Origin of the sequence: Sutcliffiella horikoshii (assembly GCF_008180725.1) — a bacterium.
GTDB lineage: Bacteria > Bacillota > Bacilli > Bacillales > Bacillaceae_I > Sutcliffiella_A > Sutcliffiella_A horikoshii_B.
This window is the reverse complement of record NZ_VTEV01000001.1, coordinates 778,349-805,134: the sequence shown is the minus strand read 5'-3', so window position 1 is coordinate 805,134 and position 26,786 is coordinate 778,349. Positions and strand designations below refer to the sequence as shown.

The following is a 26,786-nucleotide window of genomic DNA, read 5'->3' as shown; positions in this document are numbered from 1 at the left end:
GCGTACTAGTGGCAAAATAGTGATTACACCTTTTATCAATTGAATTAGGTATAAATAAAATGTTAAGAAAATTATAAATTAAAGACATTTGCGTTCAGAACTTATAATGAGCTCTATCTTCTCCCGACCTTAAATGAGAGGAAAGTGAATTATTTTAACCAAAGGAGGCAATATTTTAGTGGATTACTCTTATAAAGGAACAATTTTAGAGCAATTTGAGGAACAGGTAGAACGGACACCGGACTCAATAGCGGTCGTATATGAAGAACAGCTACTCACGTACCGAGAGTTAAACGAAAAGGCCAACCAATTGGCTCATTATTTACAGAAACGAGGAATAGGACCAGAGTCGATGGTAGGAATCGCTATCGAACGATCTCTGGATATGATTGTAGGTTTGTTTGGCATCATGAAGGCGGGGGGAGCGTATGTTCCACTGGACCCTACATATCCAGAAAATAGATTAAGATATATTGTAGAGGATACAGGGGTTCAAGTTCTTGTGACAAAAGAACGTTTACTAGGGTTGTTTGAAAAGAGTCTAGAAATGGTTTGTATAGACAAGGATAAGAACAAAATTTTTCAGGAAATTAGGACAACGCCTATCAGGAAAGTGACAGAAGAAAATCTAGCCTATGTAATATATACCTCTGGTTCAACGGGGAAACCAAAGGGGGTAATGGTGTCTCACGGATCTTTATTAAATTTTCTAACCGGTATGGCAGAAAGACCGGGCATATGTTCCGGGGACCGGTTACTTACAGTAACATCTTTATCCTTTGATCCATCTACTCTCGATATATTTTTACCACTAATTAGAGGAGCAATAAATATTATTGCCAGCTTCGAAGATTCTAAGGATGGCTTGCGTTTAGCAAAAGTTATAGAAAATAGTAAAGCGACTATTATGCAGGCAACTCCCTCAACTTGGCGTATGTTATTGCAATCTGGATGGAAGGGGAATTCCGGGTTAAAGATTCTCTGTGGTGGAGAGCTATGGACAAAAGAATTAGCAATGGAATTACAGAAATGTAGTAAAGAGCTATGGAATATGTATGGTCCAACGGAAACAACAGTCTGGTCGGTAATTCATCAAGTCACAGAAGAAGATTCAGTAAAAATTGGACGTCCTATAAAAAATGTAGAGTTATTTGTATTGGATACAGATATGGAACCAGTACCAATTGGAGTGGTTGGTGAGCTATATATTGGCGGTGCAGGATTAGCCCGAGGATATTTAAACCGACCGGAATTAACTCAAGAACGTTTTGTTTCTCATCCATTCAAGGAAGAAGAACGTTTGTATCGAACCGGAGATCTGGTACGGTATCTTCCCGATGGGAATTTAGAATGTATCGGGCGAATTGATAACCAAGTGAAAATAAGAGGGTACCGAATAGAATTAGGAGAAATTGAAGCCACTTTATATGAACACCATTCTGTGAGAGAAGTAGTGGTGGTAGCTAGGGAAGATAACCCGGGAGATAAGCGACTTGTAGCTTATGTGGTTGGAGACGGAAGTGCAGAAGAATGGAGAGAACATCTGAAGAATCAGCTGCCAACTCACATGATTCCAGGGCATTTTGTGAGCATGGAAGCGATGCCACTAACGCCAAACGGGAAAATCGATCGAAAAGCGTTGCCTATCCCAGATAAGGGATTCGTTGAGGAGAATATTCTATCACCGCGGAATCCCGCAGAGGAGATAATAGCTTCTATATGGAGTGAAGTTTTAGGCATCGCTCATATTGGGATTCGAGAGTCATTTTTTGAAATAGGCGGACATTCACTTTTAGCGACACAGGTAGTGTTCCGACTACAAAAAGCATTTAAAATAGACATTTCTGTACGGGAACTTTTTGAACATGTGACAATTGAGGCTTTAGCTAAACGAATGATTGAATTAGGACAAGGGGATCAAAAGCGTGACCTTCCACCAATAAAACGTGTGGAACGGAACACGTCCCTACCACTATCTTATGCTCAACAACGCATGTGGTTCTTATACACCCTTTATCCCCAAAGTACGGCCTATCATATACCAACGGTATTGCATGTGGAAGGGGAATTAAATGTTGAGGCTTTTAAGAAGAGCATTGTTGAAATAGTTAGGCGGCATGAGTCGTTTCGTACGAGAATTTATGGAGGAGAAAGGGGACCAATACAGAAAATTCAAGATGAAATACAGGTGGAGCTTCCAATAATTGAGTTGGAGCAAGCAGAACTAGAAGAGGTTATCCAGTTTGCGAAAAAAATGAATGAAAAACCTTTTGATTTATCGGAAGGTCCACTCTTTCGAGGGGCACTAATTAAGACTAGTCAGAATGATTACTACTTGATTTGGATAGTTCATCATATTATCTCAGACGGTTGGTCAGATGAAGTATTTAAAAAAGAATTAACAACGCTTTATAGGGTATATCACGCAAATAAACCTTCGTCTTTGGAAGAATTACCAATTCAGTATGTAGACTACACAGTGTGGCAAAAAGAATGGATACAAGGAGATATACTGACTCAACAGCTGGGATATTGGGAGCGTAGGTTAAGTGGGGAACTACCGGTTTTACAGCTACCAACAGATAGGCCACGTCCACCGGTTCAGAGCTTTCAAGGAGCTACTTATGACTTTATGATTTCACCAGATTTGTATAAACAAATCAAGGATTTGTCTTATAAATATAGTTTGACGCCATTTATGACTATGTTGTCTGCATTTAATACGTTACTTTACCGTTACAGCGGACAGGAGGATATATTAGTCGGTTCACCGATAGCGAATCGTAACAGGACTGAAATTGAAGAGTTAATTGGATTTTTTGTGAACACCTTAGTGTTGCGAAGTGACTTGTCCAATAACCCAAGATTCACTCAGCTAATGGATCAGGTTAGAAATGTTACCTTAGAGGCATATGCCCATCAAGACGTGCCATTTGACAAATTGGTGGAGGATTTACAGCCAGAGCGCAGCCAAAGTTATTCTCCGTTGTTTCAGGTAATGTTTGCGATGAATCATATGCCTGTTAAAGAAGAAAAAATACCAGGATTGAATATACATGAATATGGCATTGATTCAAAAACATCTAAATTTGATTTGACTCTGGAAGTGGAAGAATCAAGAGAAGGTTTACATGCTAATCTTGAATACAATACTGATTTATTTGATCAAGAAACAATAGCTCGTATGGCAAAGCATTTTTGTTGTCTTCTTGAAAGTATTGTTTTTGATCCAAGTCTAAGGTTAAGTGAACTTTCTTTATTGACAGAAGAAGAGAAAGAATGCTTGTTAACCAAGTGGAATCATACTGAAAAGGATTATTCCGATAAGGGGACACTTATAGATCAATTTGAGGAACAAGTAGAACGGACACCGGAATCGATAGCGGTCGTATATGAAGAACAGCGACTCACGTACCGAGAGTTAAAYGAGAAAGCCAATCAATTGGCTCATTATTTACAGAAACGAGGAATAGGACCAGAGTCGATGGTAGGRCTCGCTATCGAACRATCTCTGGAGATGATAATAGGTTTGTTTGGCATCATGAAAGCGGGAGGAGCGTATGTGCCACTAGATCCCTCCTATCCAGGGAAACGATTAAAATATCTTGTTGAAGATGCAGGGATACAAGTTCTTGTGACGAAAGAAGCGTTACAGCCGCTGTTCCCAGATGACATCGAAATCGTTTGTCTTGATAGGAATCAAGGTGAAATATCCCAGGAAAGTAAGGAAACACCTAATAGTGGAGTGACTGAAGGGAATTTAGCTTATGTGATTTATACATCTGGTTCTACAGGGAATCCAAAGGGAGTGATGATAGAACATCGCAATGTGGTTAACTTGGTAGAAGCATCTGTAGATCGGATATACTATAGAGTACTTCCAGAATCGAATATTGCTTTAATAGCTCCTCTAGTATTCGATGCTTCTGTTTCTGATATTTTCTGTACGTTATTGAAAGGACACTGTTTATTTGTCGTTAAAAGAGAAACAGCAAGAGATGGAAATCAGTTAATAAAGTACTTGAATGATAATGATATCAGCCTTATGAATATTACGCCGGCTCACCTTGATATTTTAAATCACAGTACGCAAAGTCAGTTAAATGCCTCCTATATTCTAGTGGGGGGAGATATCTTACTAACCGAAGTAGTGAAAAAGTTTTATCGTAAGTTTGGTACAAATAATGTCATTGTAAATACTTATGGACCTACAGAAAGTTGTGTTGATGCGGCATGGAGTTTTATTGAGCCATTTGAAGATAAAGAAGTTTATCAGCTTCCAATTGGTCAGACACTCAATAATATTCAATCATATGTATTAGATTCAGAGATGAAATTAGTACCAATTGGAGTGTTTGGCGAGCTATATATTGGCGGTGCAGGATTAGCCCGAGGATACTTAAACCGACCAGAATTAACTCAAGAACGTTTTGTTTCTCATCCATTCAAGGAAGGAGAACGTTTGTATCGAACCGGAGATCTGGTACGGTATCTTCCTAATGGGAATTTAGAATGTATCGGGCGAATTGATAATCAAGTGCAAATAAGAGGGTACCGAATAGAACTAGGAGAAATTGAAGCCACTTTATATGAACACCATTCTGTGAGAGAAGTAGTGGTGGTAGCTAGGGAAGATAATCCAGTAGACAAGCGACTTGTGGCTTATGTGGTTGGAGATGGAAGTCCAGAAGAATGGAGAGAACACGTAAAGAGTCAGTTACCGGCTCACATGATTCCAGCACATTTTGTGGAAATAGAGGCAATCCCCCTTACCACAAATGGGAAAATCGATCGAAAAGCGTTGCCTATCCCAGAAAAGGGGTTCGTTGAGGAGAATATTCTATCACCGCGGAATTCCACAGAGGAGATAATAGCTTCTATATGGAGTGAAGTTTTAGGGATCGCAGATCTTGGAATTCGAGAGTCATTCTTTGAATTAGGCGGACACTCTCTTTTAGCGATACAGGTGGTATACCGACTACAAAAGGTATTTCAACTAAACATTTCAGTACGGGATGTTTTTGAACATGTGACAATTGAGGCTTTAGCTAAACGCCTAATAGAGTTAGGGCAAGGAGATCAAAAGCGAGACCTTCCACCTTTGAAACGCGTGGAACGAGACACTCCACTTCCTCTTTCTTATGGACAACAGCGCTTGTGGTTTTTATACACCCTTGATCCCGAAAGTACGGCCTATCATATGCCAACGGTATTGCATGTGGAAGGGAAATTAAATGTTGAGGCTTTTAAGAAGAGTATTGTTGAAATAGTTAGGCGGCATGAGTCGTTTCGCACGAGAATTTATGGAGGAGAAATGGGGCCAATTCAAGAAGTCCAAGAGAAAATGCAGGTGGACATTCCAATCATTCAGTTGAATCAGGCAAAACTAGAAGAGGTTTTCCAGTTAGCGAAAAAAATGAATGAGAAGCCTTTTGATTTATCGGAAGGCCCACTTTTTCGAGGTGCACTAGTCCAATCTAGTCAGCAGGATAACTATTTGATTTGGATAGTACACCATATAGTCTCAGACGGCTGGTCAGAAGAAGTATTTAAGAAAGAATTAACAACGCTATATAAAGTATATCACTCAAATAAACCTTCGCCCTTGGAAGAGTTACCATTTCAGTATGTAGATTATGCAATGTGGCAACGAAAATGGTTAAAAGGAGATGTATTAAAGGATCAGCTGGATTTTTGGGCAAAATATCTAGCAGATGCACCATCTTTACTTAATTTACGAACAGATTTTCAACGCCCAAAGGTCCAGTCATATCGAGGGTCCTTGAAGACATTTGAATTATCTATAGAACTTAGTTCAGCCTTGAAAAAGTTTACTCAGGAATGTGGAATTTCCTTATTTATGACTTTATTGGCAGCATACAATACTTTTTTGTATCGTGAGACAGAACAGGAGGATATTTTGGTTGGTTTTCCTGTTGCTAATCGTAATCGTAGTGAGGTTGAAGGATTAATTGGTTTCTTTGTTAACACGTTAGTCCTTAGATCAGATCTTTCTGGAAATCCTTCATTTAAACAACTATTAAGACAAGTAAGGGAAAGTCTTTTAGGCGTGTATGCTAATCAAGATATTCCATTTGATAAATTAGTTGAAGAAATTCATCCAGAAAGAAGCCGGTCTCACAATCCGTTGTGTCAAGTATTGTTTGTGTTAGAGAACACAGCCTCTACTGATATAAAAGACGAAGAAAATATCCAACTATCATCCTATGATGTTGGTACTGAATCCTCAAAATTTGATTTGTCATTTTTTATGGTAGAAAGTGGTGAACAACTAATTGGCACAGTAGAATATAGTACGGACTTATTTTTAGAACAAACAATTGTCGAAATGATTTCAAAGTTTGAAAATGTGCTTAAGAATGTGGTTGAAAATCCAGAAAAACGTTTACGTGAGATTAAACTAGGTTCTGAAGAGGAATTAGAAGAATTGTTTAAATAATGAATTCTACCATTAAGGAAATAACAGTGTATATCTTATGAAAATTTATAAAAGAATCAGCCTTGTTTAATCTTAATAATGAAAATAGCTAATAATTGGATTAACAACGTTTATTTTGTTTGTGGTGCTGGTAATCAATGTATTAACTATTGATATAAGGGTTTATCAGCACCACGTAATTTAGATCTTCTTAGACAAAAGATGGTAAGGGAACTCTGGTTAATTACAATGAATTTTCGAACCATAATTGTAAAAAATTACTTTGGTACAGCAAACTCATTTTTCGAATAAAAGATAATAACGGAATAAATTTCATAAATCTGACCTAACGGGCTCAAGGAATTTAAAGTTGAGCTCAACTATACAGCTATTTTTTACACCTTAATAGCCAGAATTACAGAACGAATTCCCTTCATTAAAGATTTAGTAAAGCGACTAAAGAATGATATGTTCTTTCGTTTAGATTGTGGCTTTTTCTTCTCTGATTCTGTACTTTTTGAGGCTGCATACTCACATATGATTACAATCATTAGTGACTAAACCATTTTAGAAGAGGTCCGAGAAACCCTTCTTCATCAAGCAATTTATGAAGGCTTTATTACAGATGATAATGCTGCCATTGATGGGACACATTTTGAAGCACGTGATCAGAATCCATCAAAAGAAGAAAAATCAAAAGAAAAACCAAAGAAACGCGGTCTGAACGGGAACAATGGTTAGTTTAAAAAGGAGAACGTGAAGCTAATCTTCCTTTGTATCAAAAGAAAATCGAAGATCAGTTGGACGTTCCATAGACGAGCTTCGTGCGAAGATACCCCAAGAACCCCAGTGGTGGATCAAGAAAAATAGTGAAGGAAAAAACGTCTTTTGGTACGGTTATAAATGTCATTTAGCTGTTGAAACCACAAGCCATTTCATTCTTCAATCTCTTTTCTCTTCAGGCAACCTGAATGACGGAAAAGCAGCAATACCTTTATTAAAAGGGATTCATGAACGTGCACAGCTCCCCGCTCCTCGTTACAAAGTAAGGGACGCTGGATACGATTTTGAACCAATTTATACGCAGATTCATCAAATGGGGCATCAACCCGTTATTGCTTATAATAAACGGAATGAGCCTAAACCGATTGGCTATGATAAGCATTTTGCACCAACCTGTGTGCGTGAGCGTTCCTTTCGCTATGTTAGTTTTGACGTAAACTACGAAACTTTAAAAATACACGCGGCAAAAAAGAATGTAAGGAATGCCAACTAGCTAATGATGACTCTGCCAAAAGGTATACAAAGTAAAAACCACTAAAGATTTAAGAAAGTATACAGCACCAGCACGAGGGTCTAGGGCTTGGAACATCTAACAGCTCTAGAGCGAGTAAATGCCTACCTGAAGGAATTCTTTCAGTTGAACATTGTTCGGTATCGAATAGGAAAATGTGCTAAGGTTCATATTGACATAGTAACATTAGTTTATAATGCCTCAAAATAAGCAGCTGACCGAATGAATACCTTGTTAGCTCAACAAAAAGTAGCATAAATTTTAAAAAATTTAGTATTGAAATTCTGAAGGACTGTATTTCTTTGAAATAAGGAATTATGAAAAATGATTCAATGATGTAGTTATTAAAACTTATAGAGAGGTAGTTGCAAATATGATTGAATTAAGAAGTGATACCTTTACTTTACCAACCCGAGAAATGCTGGAGGCCATTATTCAAACACCACTTGGAGATGATATTTATCAGGAAGATTTAACAGTTAGGGAAATTGAAGGGTTAGTTGCGAATGTGTTTGGGAAAGAAGCGGCTATACTGATGCCTAGTGGAACTATGGCTAATTTGGCTTCTATAATGGCTCACTGTCCACGTGGTTCCAAAGTTTTAGTAGGAAATGAATCTGATATTTACATTTATGAGGCTGGTGGAGCATCTGTATGTGGAGGTATCATTTATGATCCTATACCTACACAATCTGATGGTCGACTATTAATTGAAGATTTAATGAGAGCATTTCCTGAAGATCAAGATGATCCGCAATTTGCATTACCTTCCCTTATTTGTATTGAGAACACTCACAATCGTATGGGCGGGAGAGTTTTACCATTATCATATCTTAATGAAGTACAAGTATTTGCTAGAAGGAGAGGTATCCCTGTGCATATGGATGGAGCTCGTATTTTTAACGCAGCTATTGCCATAGGGAAAAATGTTAGTGAAATTGCACAATATACAGATTCACTTCAATTTTGTTTATCTAAGGGCTTATCAGCTCCTGTTGGATCAATGGTTGTTGGGAATAAAGAATTTATAAAAAAAGTATATAGAATTAGAAAAATGTTAGGAGGTGGAATGAGACAGGCTGGTATAATAGCAGCCCCAGCTTTGATTGCTTTAAAACAGGTGGAAAGTCGCCTTAATAAAGATCATATTCACGCAAAACAATTGGCAAAAGGACTTTCACTAATTGCTGGTATTGAATGTGATGAAAGCACTGTCGATACAAATATTGTTTATTTTAGAGTTGTAGATAAACGTTATGATTGGAAAACATTTATAGAAAGAGCGAAAGAAAATGGTGTTAATATTGCTGAATTAGGACATGGGAGAATTCGTGCAGTAACACATTCAGGTATTACTTCCAAAGATATCAACTCAACGTTGGAAATTTTTAAAGGAATAATGCAAGAACATTAAAAGTTTGTAGATTGAAAAAACTTTTGCTTGGTCAACTCTTATTTAATAAATTTATCAAAATTGAATTCATGAAACCTTATTTAAATAGTCGAATATAATAGGTGTTAATATTTAGCTTCTTTATAATAAAAAAACGTTTTATTATTAAGCTACATGTTAACTTTATTAAAGGGGTTAATATAAATGTATCATCAGGTTTTGAATTGCAAAAAGTTGTTTATTGACAATGACAAAGTATGTGTTTATTTAATGAAATTACCTGATAAAAATGAATTAAGGAGTATTTTAAAGTATAAATTTGTGCTTGATAAAGAAGAAATGAATAAATTCCACTTATTTAAAATGGAGAATAAAAGACTTGAATTTCTTTTAGGAAGAATAGTAATGAAGGGAATATTAGCAAAGCTTTATAATAAATCAGTTAAAGAGATAGGTTTTCTAAAAGATAACTATGGAAAATTATTCTTAGATGAAAATATTTATAATCCATTTGTAAATTTTAATCTGTCTCATACAGAAGGAATGATAGTTTGTTGTATAGATCATCAAGGGAGTATAGGTATAGATATTGAAAAGACAGACAAAGACTACCTTGAAATGATGGATTTAGTATTCACTTCTGAAGAAATTACTCATGTAAAATTAAATCACACATATTTTGAAAAAAAGTCAGCATTTTATAAAATTTGGACAAGAAAAGAAGCATTTATGAAAATGATTGGTAAAGGTTTTTCTTTAGATCCACTAAAATTTGAGGTTCCATTAAAAAACAATTTATCTTTACAAGAAGGGATTCTATTCGACTCATTTAATCATGGGAATTTCATAATATCACTTGCTGTAAGATGTAATAAAGTTAAGGAAATTGAATATTTCGATATACCGTTTCAGGGTATAGACGAAATATTGTTATAAATTGATAAACACTATCTTTCCATAAAGGTAATATAAAGATAGTGTTGTTAACACCTAATACCTAAATTAGTTGGTAATATTCCCGATTTAGATTAAAAAGGTAAATACCCAATTAAAGATTGCTCCATCCATTACTTGCATAAACTCAAGTGGATGTAAAGTAAGGGTAAATTGAAGAATCCGGGTCATTAAAAAACAGTGATTCGAATAATAGATCCAAGTTGTTTCAATAAAATACTAGTTAAGGAACTTAGAGTTTGAAATAGAACAAGATTAGGATTTTAGACTAGAACTCTAGATATAAATGGTCATATTGAGTCTTGTTATAAATTTTAGAGGAGGGTTGTTATAAACGTTACCAGACTCTAAGCTACGAAGAAGGGGATTAAGTAGTTTCAGAGTTTATCAGTTTTATAATGAAATGCGCCTTCCATTCCAAAAATCTAGACCTTTCTACATAAAACTTTAAGATTTTATGAATGATGACGAAAGGTTAAGTAGAAAAGTGGTATCTAACATAACCAAGTTACCTTTAGTAAAAAACAAATCGTAAGCAGGAATATGAGAATTTCAAAAACTGGTAATATATTGACCAAAATATGGAGGATAATCCAGTAAGGTTTTTAGTACTATCTAATATAAATATTCAAAATGAACTCAATGCTAATATAAAGATAAAAATTAAAATGGGAGTGATATATGATGATGATAACAATGATGAAATCAAAAATTCATAGAGCAGTAGTAACAGAGTCTAACCTAAATTATGTTGGAAGTATAACTATTGATCAAGATATTTTAGATACTGTAGGTTTGATTGCAAACGAAAAGGTTCAAATTGTAAATAATAATAACGGAGTTCGATTTGAAACTTATATTATCTCTGGAGAAAGAGGTTCAAAAAGTATCTGCCTTAACGGTGCGGCTTCTAGATTAGTACAACCTGGTGATGTTGTGATTATCATTGGGTATGCTGAAATGACACCAGAAGAGGCCCAAACACACAAGCCTAAAGTAGCGATAATGAACGATGATAACTCTATTGCACAATTACTTCATAAAGAAGAAGCATTTACTATTGTATGAAAAGTGAGAACCTTAGGTTTGTCCTAAGGTTCTCCATGACAATCCCAGCGTGTGTGCATCAATAGGGAACAAGTCCCAAAATGTGTAGGCAGAAGTAGCAGTATCTTAACGCAAGGGTAACTGTGCGACGTAGATTCTGAAAGAGCGAACGGCAAACCACTGGTTTGAGGAAAGCAAACTTCATATATAACTAGTAGAATTTGTTTACTAATGTTGAATATACCTAATGAAGTATTTAAAGGGATTTAAGTAGTAAAAAAGGGGAAATTGAGCTACACAAATATAAAGTAAAGAGCTACCACAAGAATCTAAGGGTAGAAATGATATAAGCAAGGATATAAATACTAATGAAATTTTAAAACTGGAATATGCTATACCTTTATATTATGTACATAAAAAGTTAAAAGTAGTGGGCGAATTTGAGTACATAAGGAAGAATTAAAGGATTTGACTTTTTCAAAAATCTTAGATGAAATTAAGAGGAAATAGGCCTTCAAAAAAATGTGGAACAAGTTACCCTTTTAAAACAGCGGAGTTGTCTCTGGATGAATCCAAATAGGTAGTAACGCTGGTACCATTCTTTAGCCTAGCAACCACAAACATACTAGTGAAAAATACAATTTCTAGATTAGAAACTTTTGTGTAGATCAAGATGTAAAAATGCCACATGTTTTAGCTAAGGTTTTCACCTAGAAGCTAACATAACCGAAGAAATGTATATTGAACATGTGAAAACAATGGATGTTGCCATGCGATACAATTTCTTTATTTCACTTTGCGGATTTACAAAAATTCTAATATACAGCTGTTTTTTAATATGCAAAAATCTTACTACCATTTCATACTTTAATTAAATGTTATATACACAACACACTACATGGCTGAATAAATACTTCTTGCTGTATTACATGTAATTTCTAATCAGGAACATATCTTTATTATTTGCTATATAAGAACAATAGTTAAAACCAATAAGCGCTAATATGAGTTTATGGGAGAGGGTTGTTATTAATTCTAGGACAGAGAGTATTAATAGAAATTTATTAAATATAGTTAAAGATGACCTGAAATATCACAAAAGTATTCAAGAAAGTCTTTGGAATATATTTGAGAAAGGTTTGTTCGAAACACTGATTTATCAAGAGATAAAATCCATTCTTGCATTAATAGAAGATGCTGAAGAGACCATTCTTCAGATTAAAGGTATCTTAAACTATGAAAAAATAATAAGATACGAATGGATCTATGAAAGAGAATGGTTTATTAAAAAGGTAGTACGTAACTTATCTGAAGAAGACTATCCATTAACTTAAGAAAAACTCCATCCCTATACGCTGGCAAGTTGGGATGGAGTGATTGTTCACCCACAGTAGTTGAGCTCTACTGATTAATTCAATTTTATCTTTTTTAAATATGAATGGCAAATTAAGAATCCAATGTAAAATACAGTTTTAATAATAATTTCTATCGTAAGTAAGGTAATACATTGGGGAGAGTGCAATTTTTCTATGTGTCGTACACACCATGAATAGCATTAACTTGAAGTAAAACCTAATAATCCAAGTTCTAATATGGATATAGAGGAATTGAGTGGGAATAGGTATTACTGCTAATTTCTAAATGTGATCCTATCATTAGAAAAACAGTAGAAAAGCTGAACTACTTAGTGGAGATCCAGAGTTTGTTATGCTGTATTTAATATATAACAAGAATTAGTAAAATATACTGATACTTGTAAAAAGATATAATAGTTTTGTCAATTGGTTAAGTTACAATTTCTAGAATAGGACCGTTAATTATTTGGTTCTAGTGAAGAACAGTATCTTATACATTATGTCCTAATATTGAATTTGGAATGGAGCATTGATTAGTAAAAGAATTGTGCAAATTGAAGGAGACCTATTTATTTTTATAAGGAATGATGTATTGTACTATTTAAACTTCCCAAAAATTTTTTGAATGTAAAAAAATATTCATTGAAGTATAATTAGTACTTCAATGAATATATGCTTTTCTTATAGTTTTTTATTATTCGAATGGTGGTTTTTTCTTTCGGACTTTAACCAATCAAAAAAATCATTTCTAAATACTCTTTTACATTTTCCAATTTTAAGTAATGGGAAGTTTGACCTTGACATTATTTCATATGCTGTTGGTTTTGAAATTTTCAATATTTCACAAATTTCTTTCGCGGTAAGAATTAGCGGATAATCATTTTCACCTCCTGTGTTTTTCATTAACATCTCCAACTTTCATATTCGAATTACTTTTCTCCTTTAAAGTAAGATCTTTCAACCAAGCATCTAAAAGGTTTAATCCTCGATTTCTTGCATCAGCATTTGTCATATTCAATTGATTTTTCTTCATAAAAAATCCTCCTTTTAGTAAAGGAGGATAAACAAGTTAAGTGCATTAAATAGTAATGTACTTAAATAAGTGTTGTTTATAAAAAATTAAATTGTTGGAACTCTGTTGGATAAGAAAAATTAGTTGAAGTACTTTTTACAATGAACATTATATTAATTTGACTATTAATTACCGTTTGGCAATATCCTACTTCTATTGATCCAAAATGTTTTAAAAGGGATTTTAATTGCCAAAAACCTTGGAGTTGTTTTTGTTTATTAAAGATTTCAATTGCAAATCCTCCCTGTTCCCAGAAAAGTAGTCTAAGGTACAGTTTTTCAGATTCATTAAAGTGTAGTATTACGCCTCTAACATCATATACATACTGAAAATCAGGTCGAGAATGTAATTTAGTTTGACTGTATTGAAGCGCTTGTTCTTCCGTAATCTTTAATAAATCAATGAATTGATCTAGATTTAAATGCGCATCCGGTAAATAATAAAAATACTCTGTTGTCCATTTGTTCTCGGGCGTTTCTTCTAATAACCAAGTAATAGGGAGCCTAGAGAATAAAGCAATAGTGGCTAAAATTTCTATTCTGGGTGAACTTACTAAATTAATTTTTCTTATCTCTGGCATAGGGCTCGAGTTGGCGACAGGTTGTAGTCCCTTTAAAAAACGTAATGCGTCATTTGGGATACCATATTTAGTATAAAGACTTTTCTGTGGCATTCCTAATATTTCTTTGGTTAAAAGAATTTTAAATCGTCCTGCTAGAGATACGGATAATAAGAACTCTCTAAATAATATAGGTTGTTTTTTTAAAATTAACAGCTCAGGTAAATCAACTATTAATCTCCCAACACCATCAGATTTCTTAGAAAAAAACTCTTCCTCTGTGATAATGCCGTTTATAACTTCAATAATAGATTCTATTCCAGAACTTGGTTTTTTCAATTATATCACCAAGTTAATCGTAATATCATAAAATGTAAGTATCGATGATGAACTTATAAAAGTTCAACCATTTCTCTCCTACTTTTATTAGGTACTATAATAATAATTGATTTGGTCGAATGAAGAGGGAATAAAGTGATTTTTGTCTTTGTCAAACTAAAAAAATGTTTGAATAGAGTCATTTTCATACAACCACTCCTTTCAAAAAAATTAGTACCAATAATAAAAAAAGTGTAGACAAATATAATCATTGTAGTAAAATGATTATAATATTATTATAAATATTCTGATTAATAACTCTGATTTATACAGTCCTTGATTGCATAAGGATTTTCCTAAATTTGAAAGGAAGGAGAAAAAATACTTTAGTGAGATAAAGAAAAATCGCGTAGAATTGGGATTCCACGAATATAAATGGAAATGTCTGGTAACAATGTTACTAGGCATTTTTTTTATGCCTTTTATTATTAATACACACTCAATGTTTGGTAAGTATATTTTATCACTTTAAGTAGTAAGTGTATTAGAAAAAAATTTATGAAAGGTGAGAATAATAAATGGAACCCAATATTTCTAAAGTGAAAACAGGTGAAATTTCTGATTTTATTGCGCTTATTGAAAACTATTTAATGTTCTTAAATGTAAAAAAGGAAAAAGGCAAAAAAATGAGATTTAACATACTTATGGAATTCTTTCTTTTTCACGGAAAGGAAATAAGGGATCTAACTCCTTCAGACGGTCAGATATATTTGGATTATTTAAATAGAGTTCATGTTTTTCAAGGATTATCCAAAATAGCATTAAGGAATAAACAAGTTTTAATTAATAATTTTTTAATCTACATATTTCCGGACCAATTAGGAAAGGTAGAACCCATATTAAAAGGAATAGGAATAAAGAAAAAAGAAAAATCACTTAATAATAAAAATCAAATAATTATTCGAAAGGAGGAAGTGCTTCCTCAAAAGCAAATCCCAAAGATCGTTTCTGAATTTCTGAAGTTCCTTGAAAGTATTGATTCCGGAACTATGAGTACCTCTAAGAAAACGATTTTAATGTTTCACCGTTTTTTGGAAAGTCGCGGGATAGATATTAACCAATTTTTTGATGAAGAGAAAGCTAAACTTCTAATACAAGAAGTTAGAAGTTATGAAAAAATGTTGTCTGAAAGGATTCAAAAAGAAGAGATAAGTAAAGCCACAGCAACTGTATATCTTAGAACGATTCAGTTATTTTTTAGATTTTTATACAGTAGAAATATAGTGCAGCAAAAGTATAGTATACCTCTACATTTAAGAGGCAGGGGTAACCAAGCAAATGAATATGTATCTAAAGAAGAGATGATTGAAATGATGAATGCGATTTGTAAGTATTCGAAGCATGTAACCCGTGATTTAGCCATATTTTTAATAATTGTAGATACAGGTTGTAGACCAATTGAAGTTTCCAATTTAAAAACCACGGATATAAACCTTACGGAAAAAACAATGTTCTTTAGCTGTAAGAAAACAAACAAGAGAAAGCTAAAAATAAGTTATAAAGTAATGGGTGTAATAAAGGATTATCTGGATATTCGTAATGAGTATCAACCCAAAAATGATTCCCTTTTCCTTAACAGTAGTAGTGGTGCCATAACCAGTGGGTTTATAAATTTACTGTTTTATCGAGTAAACATAAAAGCCTTTGGTAAACAATTACACTCTCCTAAAGCTTTTAGGCATACTTACATTACAAATGCATTGGACGAGTATACCATTCGACGGGTGTCCAAAGTTATAGGTCATAAGGACTGGAGATCTACTTATTATTATCATCAAAAATCCAATAAGAGATTATTGAAGAACACTCTAGATAAAAGTCCACTAAAAAAGAAAGGGATATAGAAAATGCCTATTAAAATTCAATCTTCTGTCAATTATGAAGGATTGTGTAATGAATTAGGAATTACGGTCGATGAATTGCTAATGCTTGTTAAAAATAAGGATAAACAACAACTTAATCAACCAAAGGTAACTGCCATACAAGTGATTGATGAATACCATCAAAACTTGAATGAATTACACGATTTAAATCGAAGAAGTGCAGAAACAATAAAAACCTATGAAAATTTTTTAAAGAGACTTAAAACATTTTTAAGCAATTCCTATCCCAATTTAATCATAACAGAGCTAAGAGAAAACATCGTATATGAACTATTAAAAAATAGTAAGGCAAGAAAAACTGAACGGTTAGCGACAAATACAGTTAACAAGTATTTAGCAATTATAAGAAGTATTCTAGGTTTTGCTCATACTAAAGGATATACGGATAAAGATTTAAGAGGAAAATTTCCTATCCAGAGTATAGATACATTACCAAGATATATTAACGATACTCATACTGAGAAAGTCCTAAAGGCTGCACTTCAAAAAACGTATGGTTATCGAAAGAGAGCAATGTTGATTTTCCTATTAGGAACAGGATGTCGTGTGAGTGAGTTAACCAATATGAAAGTATGTGATTTTGATATCAATGAGAATTTAATTTTTGTTCGAAAAGGAAAACGGAATAAAGAAAGGTATATCCCGATGTTCGAGGAAGTAAAGATTAAAATCTTACACTATTTAAAGCTTAGTGGGGTAGATGAATGGAAATCAGATATTAGAGGGTATTTATTTTCGAGTGATGAAGGTCTAATCAGGGAAAAGAAAATTTTAGATAGAAGCGTGCAGTACTTAGTAAGAGGAATATTTGATGATATAGGGCTAGACAATAATTTTACCGTGCACTCTCTTCGTCATACTTTTGCAGTAAACTGTTTAAAATCAGGGATTATTGAACCGTATTTAATGCAAATGCTGGGTCATGAAGATCCTAAAACTACGGCGGTTTATACTAAATTAGTTCCAAAGGACTTAAGAGAACAAGTAATGAAAAATTACCCATTTCCTTTTGAACAATTATTAAATGAACTGATATAGGGAGGTAAGTTATGAAGAGTTTATTAGAAGAAATTATATTATACGATAATAGTAGTACTTATTGCATTAATTTGAAAAGAGATAATAAAAAGAGACTGGAGGAATTTTTGGAATATTTATCTAAAGTGACTGACACACCCGAAGAAGACATACATTTGGAAAAAATATATGAAACTATAGATTACAATGGAAAAACTCTATTTTTCTCCCCATTGGATGTCAAATTGGTTGAGGAATACCTCAAAAGTCACTTATATAAAAGCTATAATTGGTTACATCAGACCCGGAGGGCGTTACAAAGCTTTTTCCATAGTCTCAATAGAAAGTACGACTTTCCATTGTTAATTGATGAAATGACCTTCGTCATTGAAGAACATAAGTGTAAACCAGAAAAAAAAGAAAAATATGTTTTATCAAGACATGATTTATTAAAGTTTCTTCAAAGTTTACTAAAAAATAGTATGAATTTAGAAAGGGACGCCATCTATTTTTTATTGTTAATAACTACAGGTAGTCGTCCCTCTGAAATCTTAAACGTTAAGGTTAGAGATATAGACTTAATAAATGAAACAATTTACCTAGAAAAGACTAAGAATAACTCAAGTAAATTTATTGTTTTAAGAGATGGCTTTGGCATTATATTAAAGAGGTATATAGAAAAACATAGACTAAATGTTGAGGATTATTTGGTAAATAATAGTGGAGAAAAAATTCTGTTGGCAGATGTTCAGTATTTATTTGATCACTATTTAGATTGTGCAAAGTTACCTCGCACGACGCTCCACAAACTGAGACATTCTTTTGCGACATTTATGGCTGAAAATGATACAGATGTATTGATAATCCAACAGCTTCTTGGTCATAAAAAACTCCATTCAACTCATTCGTACATAAATCCAAATATGATAAGAAATTTAGGTATGGAACTGAAAGTAAATAATGAAGTATATGAGCATATAAAAAAATTAGATAATTTTGGATAAATTACTTAACTATTTATTGATTACTCAATACATAAAGAGTAAAATTATCAATTCTTAATTATTAATTTCCAATTTTATAAATTTTTTTGAATTATATTCAATTTAATTTGAGAGAAGTTGTGGTGTTTGAGAAATACTAACCCTCCTCCTACTTTACTGGGTAAACATCATTTTACCTCCACCTCAACACTGCCAGTAGCAAACTACGTTAGGGCTTTTACGAAATCTAAGGAAGAAACAAAATAAAATGAAATTTAATAACGGTGCCGTTAGCTATCGCAAACATAGAAAATGCAACTTAAATTGCCTATCAAATTGTATTCTAATTCGATAGGCAATTTTGTTTATATCATATACGGTCAAATAATAGGGTGATTTAAATGAGATTTTTTATTATATTTGCAACATAACAATAGGCATTTTCAGACGCTAAATACATCTGCAAAATACAATAGGTAGTAAATTCTAATAGAATAAATTATTTAAGTAAAATGACAAACCAATCTTGCTGAAGGGTTAGTGAGCATTATATAAAATAAAACAAGAGTTATCTCTTTCTTTATAGAGGGAGGATTGTGGAATAAACCAATTAGGTGGATATACAAAAATGTACCTAACCTTTTCTGGTTTGGCATTTTTTTATTTTTTCTGAAAAAATCTTTACAATAGTATTTATTACCATTAATCTAATATATTAAATATATCTAATTTTTTGAAAGAAGAATTAAATTAGTTAAAGGATGAGTGAAAATTTGATAATAATTAAGTTCCGCTAAAAATTTCTGTTGAGCAATCGAAATTGCTGGGAAATGCGTTACGAATTAAGATCATTAGTTTACTTTTAGATATACCTAAAACAGCCAAAGCAAGTCTCTGACATGTTAGGTAATTCTCCAGGTAGTGTGCACTATCATATTAAGAAATTAAATTATGGTGGTTTGATCGAAATTGTTAAAACAAAAGAAGTAGGTGGAATTATTGAAAAGTATTACAAAGCTAAGTCAAAATGGTTTAGTGCAAACAGTACAGACATTATTGATTCAGCTCTAAATGAAGATTTTAATTCAACAGATTCTTCTAATTTAAGTCCTAGATTATTTCTTAAAGAAGAAGAAAAAGAAGAATTAATAGAAGATGTTAAAATATTGCTTGAAAAGTGGTTGAATCAATCAAACCCCAGTGAGTTAAATAAGATTTAAGAATATGCTGTTGATTTTAAATTAGTTTCTACTGAAAAGAAAGAGATAGATTAAATGGGAAAAGAGGTGTTTTATTATGGATATATTTAAAAATAAGAATTTTACTTGGATGTTCTTAGGAAGAATTCTTACTAATGTTGGAGATAGTTTATATGCTGTTGCTGCGATGTGGTTAGTCTATGATTTGGGAGGTTCAACCTTTTATACAGGATTGGCTGGATTCTTATCAATTATCCCACGGCTAATTCAATTTTTTTCTGGTCCTTTAGTTGATCGCTTACCGATACGTCCAATCTTAATTTACACACAGCTCCTTCAAGCAATTTTACTTCTTATTGTCCCTTTGGCTTCTTATTTAAATTTTTTATCCATTTCCCTCGTATTAATAATTACCCCAATATTAACGAGTTTAAATATGTTTGTATATCCTGCTCAAATGGCTGCTTTACCAAAGTTTTTGAAGGAAAAGGACTTAACTAAAGGAAATTCTTTATTCACCATCGCATATCAAGGTATAGAAATAACGTCAAACGCAATTTCAGGTATATTAATCGTCTTAATAGGGGCGATATCAATATATGTTGTCGATGCAGTTGCATTTTTACTTGGTGCTTACATTTTTTCCTTAATTCGAATGCCTATTGAAAAGAATGTAAATCCCCAAAAAAGTATCAGATTAGAACAAAGTATAGTATCAAAGTATATATCTGAATTATTGGATGGGTTGAAAATAATTATTTTTACACCCCTTTCAAGACTGTTATATGGAGTAATAATAATTAATTTAGCTATGGGGGCTACATTTGTTGTACTCCCTGCCTTTGGATCAGATAAAGGTGGACCTGAAATCTATGGTTTGCTGTTGATGGCTCAAGCACTAGGAAGTCTATTAGGTGCTTTAATAACTCCTTATTTAAAACTAGATAACATTCCAATTGGATTATTATATGCGAATGCGTTTACTCTCAGTGGTCTAGCGTGGGGTTTATCTATTTTTGCACCTTGGAATTGGTTAACAATTGTTATTTATGGACTTGCTTGGATTCCAGGAGGTGTAACAAATATTGTAATAAACACCGTCATACAAAAGGGTATTCCTGAAAAATTATTGGGTAGAGTGTTTTCTGCTACAATAAGTATAAGTGGAATTGCTTCCCCTCTTGGTGGTCTAGTAGGAGGCATTTTTGGTGTATTAGTTGGAAGTGGATATATCATTCTCTTTAGCGGTTTGATGGTTCTTTTAGTAGGGGTAATTTGGTTTTTAGATTCAGTTACAAGAAATCTTCCTTCTGCAATAGAAATAGATCATTCAACTTTCGGTACTTCTAGTATATCAGGATATAGTAAATCACTTTAAGATTAAAGCAAATTTTGGTGTTTATTATTACGCTTCTGACCTATAATTGTTTCTTTATTATTCAATTAAATTGGAGCTTTTCTAGAAGACCTGTGCAGCCTTTGCTTTAATTAACAATCTTCAGCAATCGGGTGTATATCAGGATTAAAAAATGTGCACTTTTTTGTGACTATGGCTATCATATGGAGAATATTTTTTATGATATAAAAGCTGATGAAGAAGATTTAGTTGATATTTTAGACCCAGAAACAAGAGGTAACTGTTTGTTTGCAGTTTTGAAAGAGGAAGAAATTATTGGTTTCTTCAGTGTTAGCAATGCAGCTGCTAATTTTTATGATGTAGATTTAGGAATGATACCAGATTTGACTGGCGATGACTCTTCTATATAATTTTATCGCTCTTTGATTAAAAGTTGCCACTGATAAAGTAATTTTATCTGCTCTAAGGTAATAATGAACCGTGTAGAAGCAATAAATAAAGGGTTTAAATAATTGAGATAACTGAACAGATACTGAAAAACTATTAAGGAATTCTAAGTTCGGTTCAAAAAGCACAATTATGCGAAGAGTTGTTCAATTTAGGATTTAGAATAGTTCATACATCTGTTCTAGAACTAAAACAAAACCAAGAACAATTAATTAATTTTATTTCTTCTCATGTCAGTGAAAGGGAACAAAAAGGTGATTCCAAGCAAAATGAAAGATTCGCAAAGCATTTATTGTTTAGAATGGCTGGCTTTATTATATATAAGACCATGATAAAAATAGGGTTAGAATCATTAATCACAGCACCTTACTTATATAGGAATAAAGCTCGATTATTATGATCAATTCCCTTTAAGCGATGTAGCTTTTTTATTTAAAGAAGTTAGAGATAACCCAATGGCTAGGTCTTTACTACAAGAACAGGTACGTAGGTACTTAGATATGTTTCCAACAAATTTTTCAGACAAGCACAAGTTTTGCTATTCTGTAAATATTAAATTCTCTCCAGCCGAACAAATCAAGTTAAGTAAATTATAAAAATAATCTAGAACTTATTAAGTGAAAAATTGGTTAATTACTCATTTAACGGTGCTTTTCTTGGATATCTGTGTAGAATAGAAATTCAAGAACGTTTTTCCATTAAATAGGATCTATTATTTGATAATCGGTTTAATATAATTTATGGTTTATAAATCGTTTTTTTTTAACTGGGTTATTTTTTATATACAAAAGAAGTGCAATTTTACAGCATATTAACTTGCATTTAGTGACGCAAAAAGAGTTTTTGTTATAGGTAACGGAGCCGGTTAGAAATTAAACCCTATTTTTTCAGGTATTTAGAATACTGTATTGTGTCCTCCAGATTGGTTGCATTAGCGCAACTTACTTGATTACAAACTACCTTTAAATTTTCTCTTTCTTTTCTGTTTTTTGGACGGGGATCTACCTCGATACAAACTATTATTTTCTATATGTTATTCCTCAGTTAACTTGGGTTGATCAATGAATTCGTGTATTGCTGAAATTAAACACAATTATACAATATAAATAAAATGATTTTAGATTATCACATTTAGAAATCTCAGCAAAAAGTGATTTTAAATTACATATATATGATTTATCACTTTTCATTCAGCTCTTATTTTCTGAAACAACCATATACATACATCTTTAATATTACAAATTGCACATGAAATTGCACATTTTTATTTATCTTGGTTTATCTAAGTTAATTAAGATGAACTTAAATCAACCAGATCGCTTCATATATCTATATTTATTTAACACTATTTATTTAATTAATTTAAATTAACGTGTGAGATGATTTTGACAGGGTAGGGGTCGGGGGTTCGAATCCCTCTCAGATCATCTAAAAAGCTCCATCCTTTTTTATCAGAGGGTGGTGCTTTTTTTTAGGTTAAAAAATGGGCTTTTTTCTGCAATCAGAATAGTTGACAATTATACCTACAGGGGTATAACATATAAGGAAAATGAATCGTATTGGAGGAGATGGTCGTTGGTCATTTCTGTTGCTTTATTAAGCATGATAGTTTCTATTTACGTTTACAATAGATATGTTCCTGTCTTAGGTGTTCCTTGTGTAAAGGATCTTGAAAGTACTTTGGCTGTAAAAACTATTGATGTAAGAGATTATAACTACGTAGATGAGCCCGTTCAGGCTGCATTCAATATCCCTGTTGCTTATCTGCAACGTAACTACCAACAATTTCAAGGTGATAAAGTAGTTGTTTTTGCTTCTAGTCATATGGAAAAAAACATTAGTGTTCGTTACTTAAAGAAAAAAGGAATTGAAGTGATTGGATATAGAGTCATTGGTAATAGCTGTAAGTGCCCAAAGTTAAAAATGGTATAAGACGATTTAACAACTCGGAAAATAATTTCCGGGTTTTTTTATACTTTAAAAAGGCAGCCGACTCTACTACCTGTCTATTTTTTCGTGGTTGAGGAAATGACACAGTCACTTTCTAGTAAAATGAATATACTTTTAATAGATTACTAGAGGAGGTGAGAGTCATGGGGGTTGTGTATGTAGAATGCAAAGTGTGTTGCGAAATAAAGTGTAAATGCTTTATTTGCCCTAGAAGACGTGAAATGGACGACGAAATGGAAAACGCGGTTTCACCGATGGAAGATTCAGCACGACGCAAGAAGAGTTGTGGTTGTAGTGATGGTGCATCTCGCTTTTACAGGTACAATGATTAATTGCTAATGGGAGAATAGACGTGCGCTAAATGCGTTCGTCTATTTTTTTGTTTTGGTAGAAACGTACAAGCGGAATCTAGCAACCAACATACTATATAGTAGCTCAAGTAATAGGAGGTGATAATAGTGGGAATAGTTTACGTGGAATGTTGTGAGAGAAAACGTTGTTGTTGCTGTTGTGATGATGATTGGGATAGATGTCCTAATCCGGTTAGGAGGAATGAGCCGGCGTCATGTGAAGTGTCAAGAATAGCTCGTTCAAATGAACCTTTTGTAGCTGCTGGATTAGAAGTGTTGTTTTTAAATCAATTAGTAAAATACAACTCTCAATTCTGTGCAGGTTTAGGTTTAGGATATCGAACCCCGACGTATGAAGAATTAGAAAGTATTGTAGGTGACTTAATTACCCCTAATACTAATACACCATTATGTCCAATGCTGGTTTGGGCAACACGGTTTGGAAAGCCTGTCCTAGCGGAAGTTGATCCTGCAAATGACTCAGTACGTTTAGTTAGAACTCCTTCTAAACGCTGTAGGGCATATCCAATATGTGTTAGACCGGATTGAGTTGATTTGTGGAGGCTTCCCAAAATGGAAAGCCTCTACTTTTCAAAATATAGATGATAATGGAGCTGGCAGCCTGGGTTAAAGGAAGCCTTACAAGTCGGACAAATCGATGGACTGTTTAAATACTTGTTAATGGTCAGTTCGTTTTTACAGTTTCCGCACAAAATTGCTTTTGTATGAAATTCATGTTTAGGCCAGACACTAGCGGGGTGATCTGCATGTTCTTCGTGACATTGATAGCAAGGGTAGTACTCCCCGCAACAATGAAACTTTATGGCAATGATATCTTTTTCTGTATGATAATGAGTGCAACGTGTAAAACTATCAACTGTGGAACCGAGTACTTTAACAGTCATTCCATCTATCTCCTTATTTGTGAAATTAATTAGGTTGCCAAACTATTTCACCAGACATATTTTCTTCATCTATTTCCACTTGAAAATCATGTTTTTCGTAGAAATGAACTAAACGATCTACATGATCCCAATCACGCTTTGCGATGTCACCAGTGATACAATGGATATTTTGATCTTTGGCGACTTCTTTAAGGTAATTCATGCAGATTGAACCATAACCCTTATTTTCAGGGCCCTTGATATCTCCGATGAAAATGGTGTCATCCTCTTTGTATGTTGCTTGAATTGAAAAATCCCACTGGCCACGAAAAGCGGATTCGCAATCGCTAAGCATGATTTTACATGAGTGATGGTCGTTGTTTGTGTAAACAACCACCCAGTTATCGTCTTTCGTTTGATCAATGCCGATCACTTGCCATTTTTTAGCGATTTCTTTCATGTTTTCTTTCATGCGGAACATTTGAATTTCCAAATCATCTAGTTCCTGTTTGATTTCTTCTTTATCTCTTGTCTCTTCTTCGGCCATGAATAAGCTTGTGAAAGACATCCAATTCCCCCATTATTTTTTTATTTAATATCTACAAATATAGTTATTTTCCGAGCAAAATTGACAATCAGCATATAATTATACAGGTGTTTTACATATCTTTCAAACAACAAGCAAAAAATAAAAGCAAGTCATCGCTAAGGATAACTTGCTTTTATCTTTTTTTATTCGAATAAAGGCGCTAATTAATTGATGAATAGCGCAATTAGTAACTTGCTTCATCACAAGCATTATAAGCTGTCCTGCTACATGGACATGATTTATAAATGACATAAAAGTATTATATTCGTTTGCCGCGGTATAATTCCATGGTAGTTTCCCTTACTTAAACAACGTAAGCCCTACCTCTCATACGTCCTTACGGCTCCTAGGCCGTGCCAGATCGATTAAGCCTTTGTGAAAAAACTATATGGAACGCCAGTGCATCCTTGTGACACGTTGGTATTGCTTAAGAATGTCATAACGTTCTTCCTTTCTATATCAAGTTACTAATGTGTTGGGTGTATACCCAAACTATTATTATACAACATATGTGATGAATGTCAAGAAGATAAAATAAAACTCGATTTTTGTAGGAAAAAATCTTTACAGAATTCTTTTGAAATTTGGTAAAATAGAAAAAAGATATAGAGAAGTAGTTGAACAATTAATAGGGAGACTAGATATGTTAAGTCAAAACTTACAAGATTTGAAGCAGTCAGCAAGCAGTGCAGAAGAATTCCTGAGAAATAATGAATTGGCTAATCTCATTCAAAAACAAATTTTTGCATCCATACTGAAAAAGAAGCTGGATTTGTCTGAAAATGAGATGAGAATTTGGATTGCAGGATGCTCCACTGGGCAGGAAGTCTACTCTTTAGCAATTCTGTTAAAAGAGACGATAGGATCCATGCATAATGTTAATGAAATGGAATTTAAGATTTACGCTACAGATTTGGATTATGATTCTGTAAAGATTGCTGGGGCGGGAGTTTATCCTGAAACGGCGTTTGAAAATGTACCATCTGACATTCTGGATAAGTATTTTGATAAGAAGCAGGATTTTTATGTGGTGAAAAAATCGATAAGGGAGAATATCATATTCGCCCCTCACAACATTGCAAAAGATCCTGGGTTTCAACATCTGGACTTTATCAGTTGCAGAAATGTACTGCATTATTTTCAGCCGACACAGCAACAGCGAATTATTTCTTCTTTCCACCATTCACTAAATGAAAGCGGATATTTGTTTCTGGGACAATCGGGTTCTATAGGAGAAAGCAAAGCGCTATTTCAAGCAATCAATAAAAAGTGGAAGATATATATAAAGCAAGAGGTGGAAGACCGTAACCGGAGTGAAGACGCGGGCCTTCATGCTATACAGGAAAAAAGTCAGGAAGAGAAAGAGTTCCAGTTATTAAATGAAGAATTGATCCAAGCAAAGGAGCGCATTGCTAATTTACAAGGGAAGCTTGAGGACATTCACCTGAAATATGAGGATAAGTACGAAACGCTTAAAATCGATTCGTACCATCCCATACTCTTTGTTAAGGGACTTCTCCAAATAATTAAAAAGCAGGAGTTCTACAAAGAAGAATATGCTGCTGCTATGCTTCAAGAGATGAACAAGCTCGAATTGGCCATTGAAAGTTTTCTTTTGGATAACCAATAGGCTCAA

19 protein-coding genes and 2 pseudogenes are annotated in these 26,786 nt (G+C 33.5%); 16 read left to right on the top strand and 5 right to left on the bottom strand.

Features of this window, described 5'->3' with window-relative positions; translation table 11 throughout:
- Window positions 1-178: 178 nt before the first annotated feature.
- The 6 genes and pseudogenes from FZC76_RS03945 to FZC76_RS03920 all read left to right on the top strand — a co-directional run bounded on the left by FZC76_RS03945 (window position 179) and on the right by FZC76_RS03920 (window position 12,461).
- A complete protein-coding gene (locus FZC76_RS03945) occupies window positions 179-6,460 on the top strand; it encodes an amino acid adenylation domain-containing protein (protein WP_148986950.1) in 6,282 nt (2,093 codons plus the stop codon).
- 354 nt (window positions 6,461-6,814) lie between these two features.
- Window positions 6,815-7,943, top strand: a pseudogene (locus FZC76_RS03940) (transposase); the annotation flags it as partial.
- A 163-nt stretch (window positions 7,944-8,106) separates the two neighbouring features.
- Window positions 8,107-9,147 (top strand): GntG family PLP-dependent aldolase, encoded by a 1,041-nt coding sequence (locus FZC76_RS03935; RefSeq protein WP_148986949.1) that lies wholly within the window; start codon window positions 8,107-8,109, stop codon window positions 9,145-9,147.
- A 183-nt stretch (window positions 9,148-9,330) separates the two neighbouring features.
- On the top strand, window positions 9,331-10,062 hold the full coding sequence (locus FZC76_RS03930) for a 4'-phosphopantetheinyl transferase family protein (protein WP_148986948.1): 732 nt from the start codon (window positions 9,331-9,333) through the stop codon (window positions 10,060-10,062).
- Window positions 10,063-10,764: 702 nt separating this feature from the next.
- Window positions 10,765-11,148 (top strand): aspartate 1-decarboxylase, encoded by a 384-nt coding sequence (gene panD, locus FZC76_RS03925; RefSeq protein WP_148986998.1) that lies wholly within the window; start codon window positions 10,765-10,767, stop codon window positions 11,146-11,148.
- A 1,118-nt stretch (window positions 11,149-12,266) separates the two neighbouring features.
- On the top strand, window positions 12,267-12,461 hold the full coding sequence (locus tag FZC76_RS03920) for a hypothetical protein (RefSeq protein WP_148986947.1): 195 nt from the start codon (window positions 12,267-12,269) through the stop codon (window positions 12,459-12,461).
- A 702-nt stretch (window positions 12,462-13,163) separates the two neighbouring features.
- Here FZC76_RS03920 and FZC76_RS03915 read toward each other — a convergent pair.
- The 3 genes from FZC76_RS03915 to FZC76_RS03910 form a co-directional block, all read right to left on the bottom strand.
- Window positions 13,164-13,385, bottom strand: coding sequence for a helix-turn-helix domain-containing protein (locus tag FZC76_RS03915; protein WP_262372377.1), 222 nt, complete (start codon window positions 13,383-13,385; stop codon window positions 13,164-13,166).
- The gene (locus FZC76_RS22880; RefSeq protein ID WP_187441946.1) at window positions 13,366-13,515 is read right to left on the bottom strand and encodes a hypothetical protein; all 150 of its coding nucleotides are present in this window, start codon (window positions 13,513-13,515) and stop codon (window positions 13,366-13,368) included. The genes FZC76_RS03915 and FZC76_RS22880 overlap by 20 nt, the downstream gene beginning before the upstream one ends.
- A gap of 76 nt (window positions 13,516-13,591) precedes the next feature.
- Window positions 13,592-14,452 (bottom strand): hypothetical protein, encoded by an 861-nt coding sequence (locus FZC76_RS03910; protein WP_148986945.1) that lies wholly within the window; start codon window positions 14,450-14,452, stop codon window positions 13,592-13,594.
- Window positions 14,453-15,009: 557 nt separating this feature from the next.
- Here FZC76_RS03910 and FZC76_RS03905 point away from each other — a divergent pair.
- The 9 genes and pseudogenes from FZC76_RS03905 to FZC76_RS03865 all read left to right on the top strand — a co-directional run bounded on the left by FZC76_RS03905 (window position 15,010) and on the right by FZC76_RS03865 (window position 24,226).
- Window positions 15,010-16,335, top strand: a complete 1,326-nt coding sequence (locus FZC76_RS03905) for a tyrosine-type recombinase/integrase (protein WP_148986944.1) — start codon at window positions 15,010-15,012, stop codon at window positions 16,333-16,335.
- Window positions 16,336-16,338: 3 nt separating this feature from the next.
- Window positions 16,339-17,412: a tyrosine-type recombinase/integrase gene (locus tag FZC76_RS03900; RefSeq protein WP_148986943.1), complete on the top strand. Its 1,074-nt coding sequence runs from the start codon at window positions 16,339-16,341 to the stop codon at window positions 17,410-17,412.
- An 11-nt stretch (window positions 17,413-17,423) separates the two neighbouring features.
- Window positions 17,424-18,395, top strand: coding sequence for a tyrosine-type recombinase/integrase (locus FZC76_RS03895; protein WP_148986942.1), 972 nt, complete (start codon window positions 17,424-17,426; stop codon window positions 18,393-18,395).
- 778 nt (window positions 18,396-19,173) lie between these two features.
- A pseudogene (locus FZC76_RS03890) lies at window positions 19,174-19,594 on the top strand (ArsR/SmtB family transcription factor).
- A 76-nt stretch (window positions 19,595-19,670) separates the two neighbouring features.
- Entirely contained in the window at window positions 19,671-20,951 is a 1,281-nt protein-coding gene (locus FZC76_RS03885) for an MFS transporter (protein ID WP_148986941.1), read from the top strand.
- Between the two features lie 182 nt (window positions 20,952-21,133).
- The gene (locus FZC76_RS03880; RefSeq protein WP_148986940.1) at window positions 21,134-21,340 is read left to right on the top strand and encodes a hypothetical protein; all 207 of its coding nucleotides are present in this window, start codon (window positions 21,134-21,136) and stop codon (window positions 21,338-21,340) included.
- Window positions 21,341-22,952: 1,612 nt separating this feature from the next.
- Window positions 22,953-23,309, top strand: coding sequence for a hypothetical protein (locus tag FZC76_RS03875; protein ID WP_187441945.1), 357 nt, complete (start codon window positions 22,953-22,955; stop codon window positions 23,307-23,309).
- Between the two features lie 161 nt (window positions 23,310-23,470).
- Window positions 23,471-23,659, top strand: a complete 189-nt coding sequence (locus FZC76_RS03870; protein WP_148986939.1) for a hypothetical protein — start codon at window positions 23,471-23,473, stop codon at window positions 23,657-23,659.
- Window positions 23,660-23,785: 126 nt separating this feature from the next.
- Window positions 23,786-24,226, top strand: coding sequence for a hypothetical protein (locus FZC76_RS03865; protein WP_148986938.1), 441 nt, complete (start codon window positions 23,786-23,788; stop codon window positions 24,224-24,226).
- Window positions 24,227-24,261: 35 nt separating this feature from the next.
- Here the strand turns inward: FZC76_RS03865 and FZC76_RS03860 are convergent, their stop codons facing one another.
- Together FZC76_RS03860 and FZC76_RS03855 are read right to left on the bottom strand one after the other, a co-directional pair.
- Window positions 24,262-24,582 carry a CHY zinc finger protein gene (locus tag FZC76_RS03860; protein ID WP_148986937.1) on the bottom strand — a complete coding sequence of 107 codons (321 nt, stop codon included), beginning with the start codon at window positions 24,580-24,582 and terminating at the stop codon, window positions 24,262-24,264.
- A 25-nt stretch (window positions 24,583-24,607) separates the two neighbouring features.
- Window positions 24,608-25,129, bottom strand: coding sequence for a GNAT family protein (locus FZC76_RS03855; protein WP_148986936.1), 522 nt, complete (start codon window positions 25,127-25,129; stop codon window positions 24,608-24,610).
- 664 nt (window positions 25,130-25,793) lie between these two features.
- Here FZC76_RS03855 and FZC76_RS03850 point away from each other — a divergent pair.
- Window positions 25,794-26,780, top strand: a complete 987-nt coding sequence (locus tag FZC76_RS03850) for a CheR family methyltransferase (RefSeq protein WP_148986935.1) — start codon at window positions 25,794-25,796, stop codon at window positions 26,778-26,780.
- Window positions 26,781-26,786 lie beyond the last annotated feature (6 nt).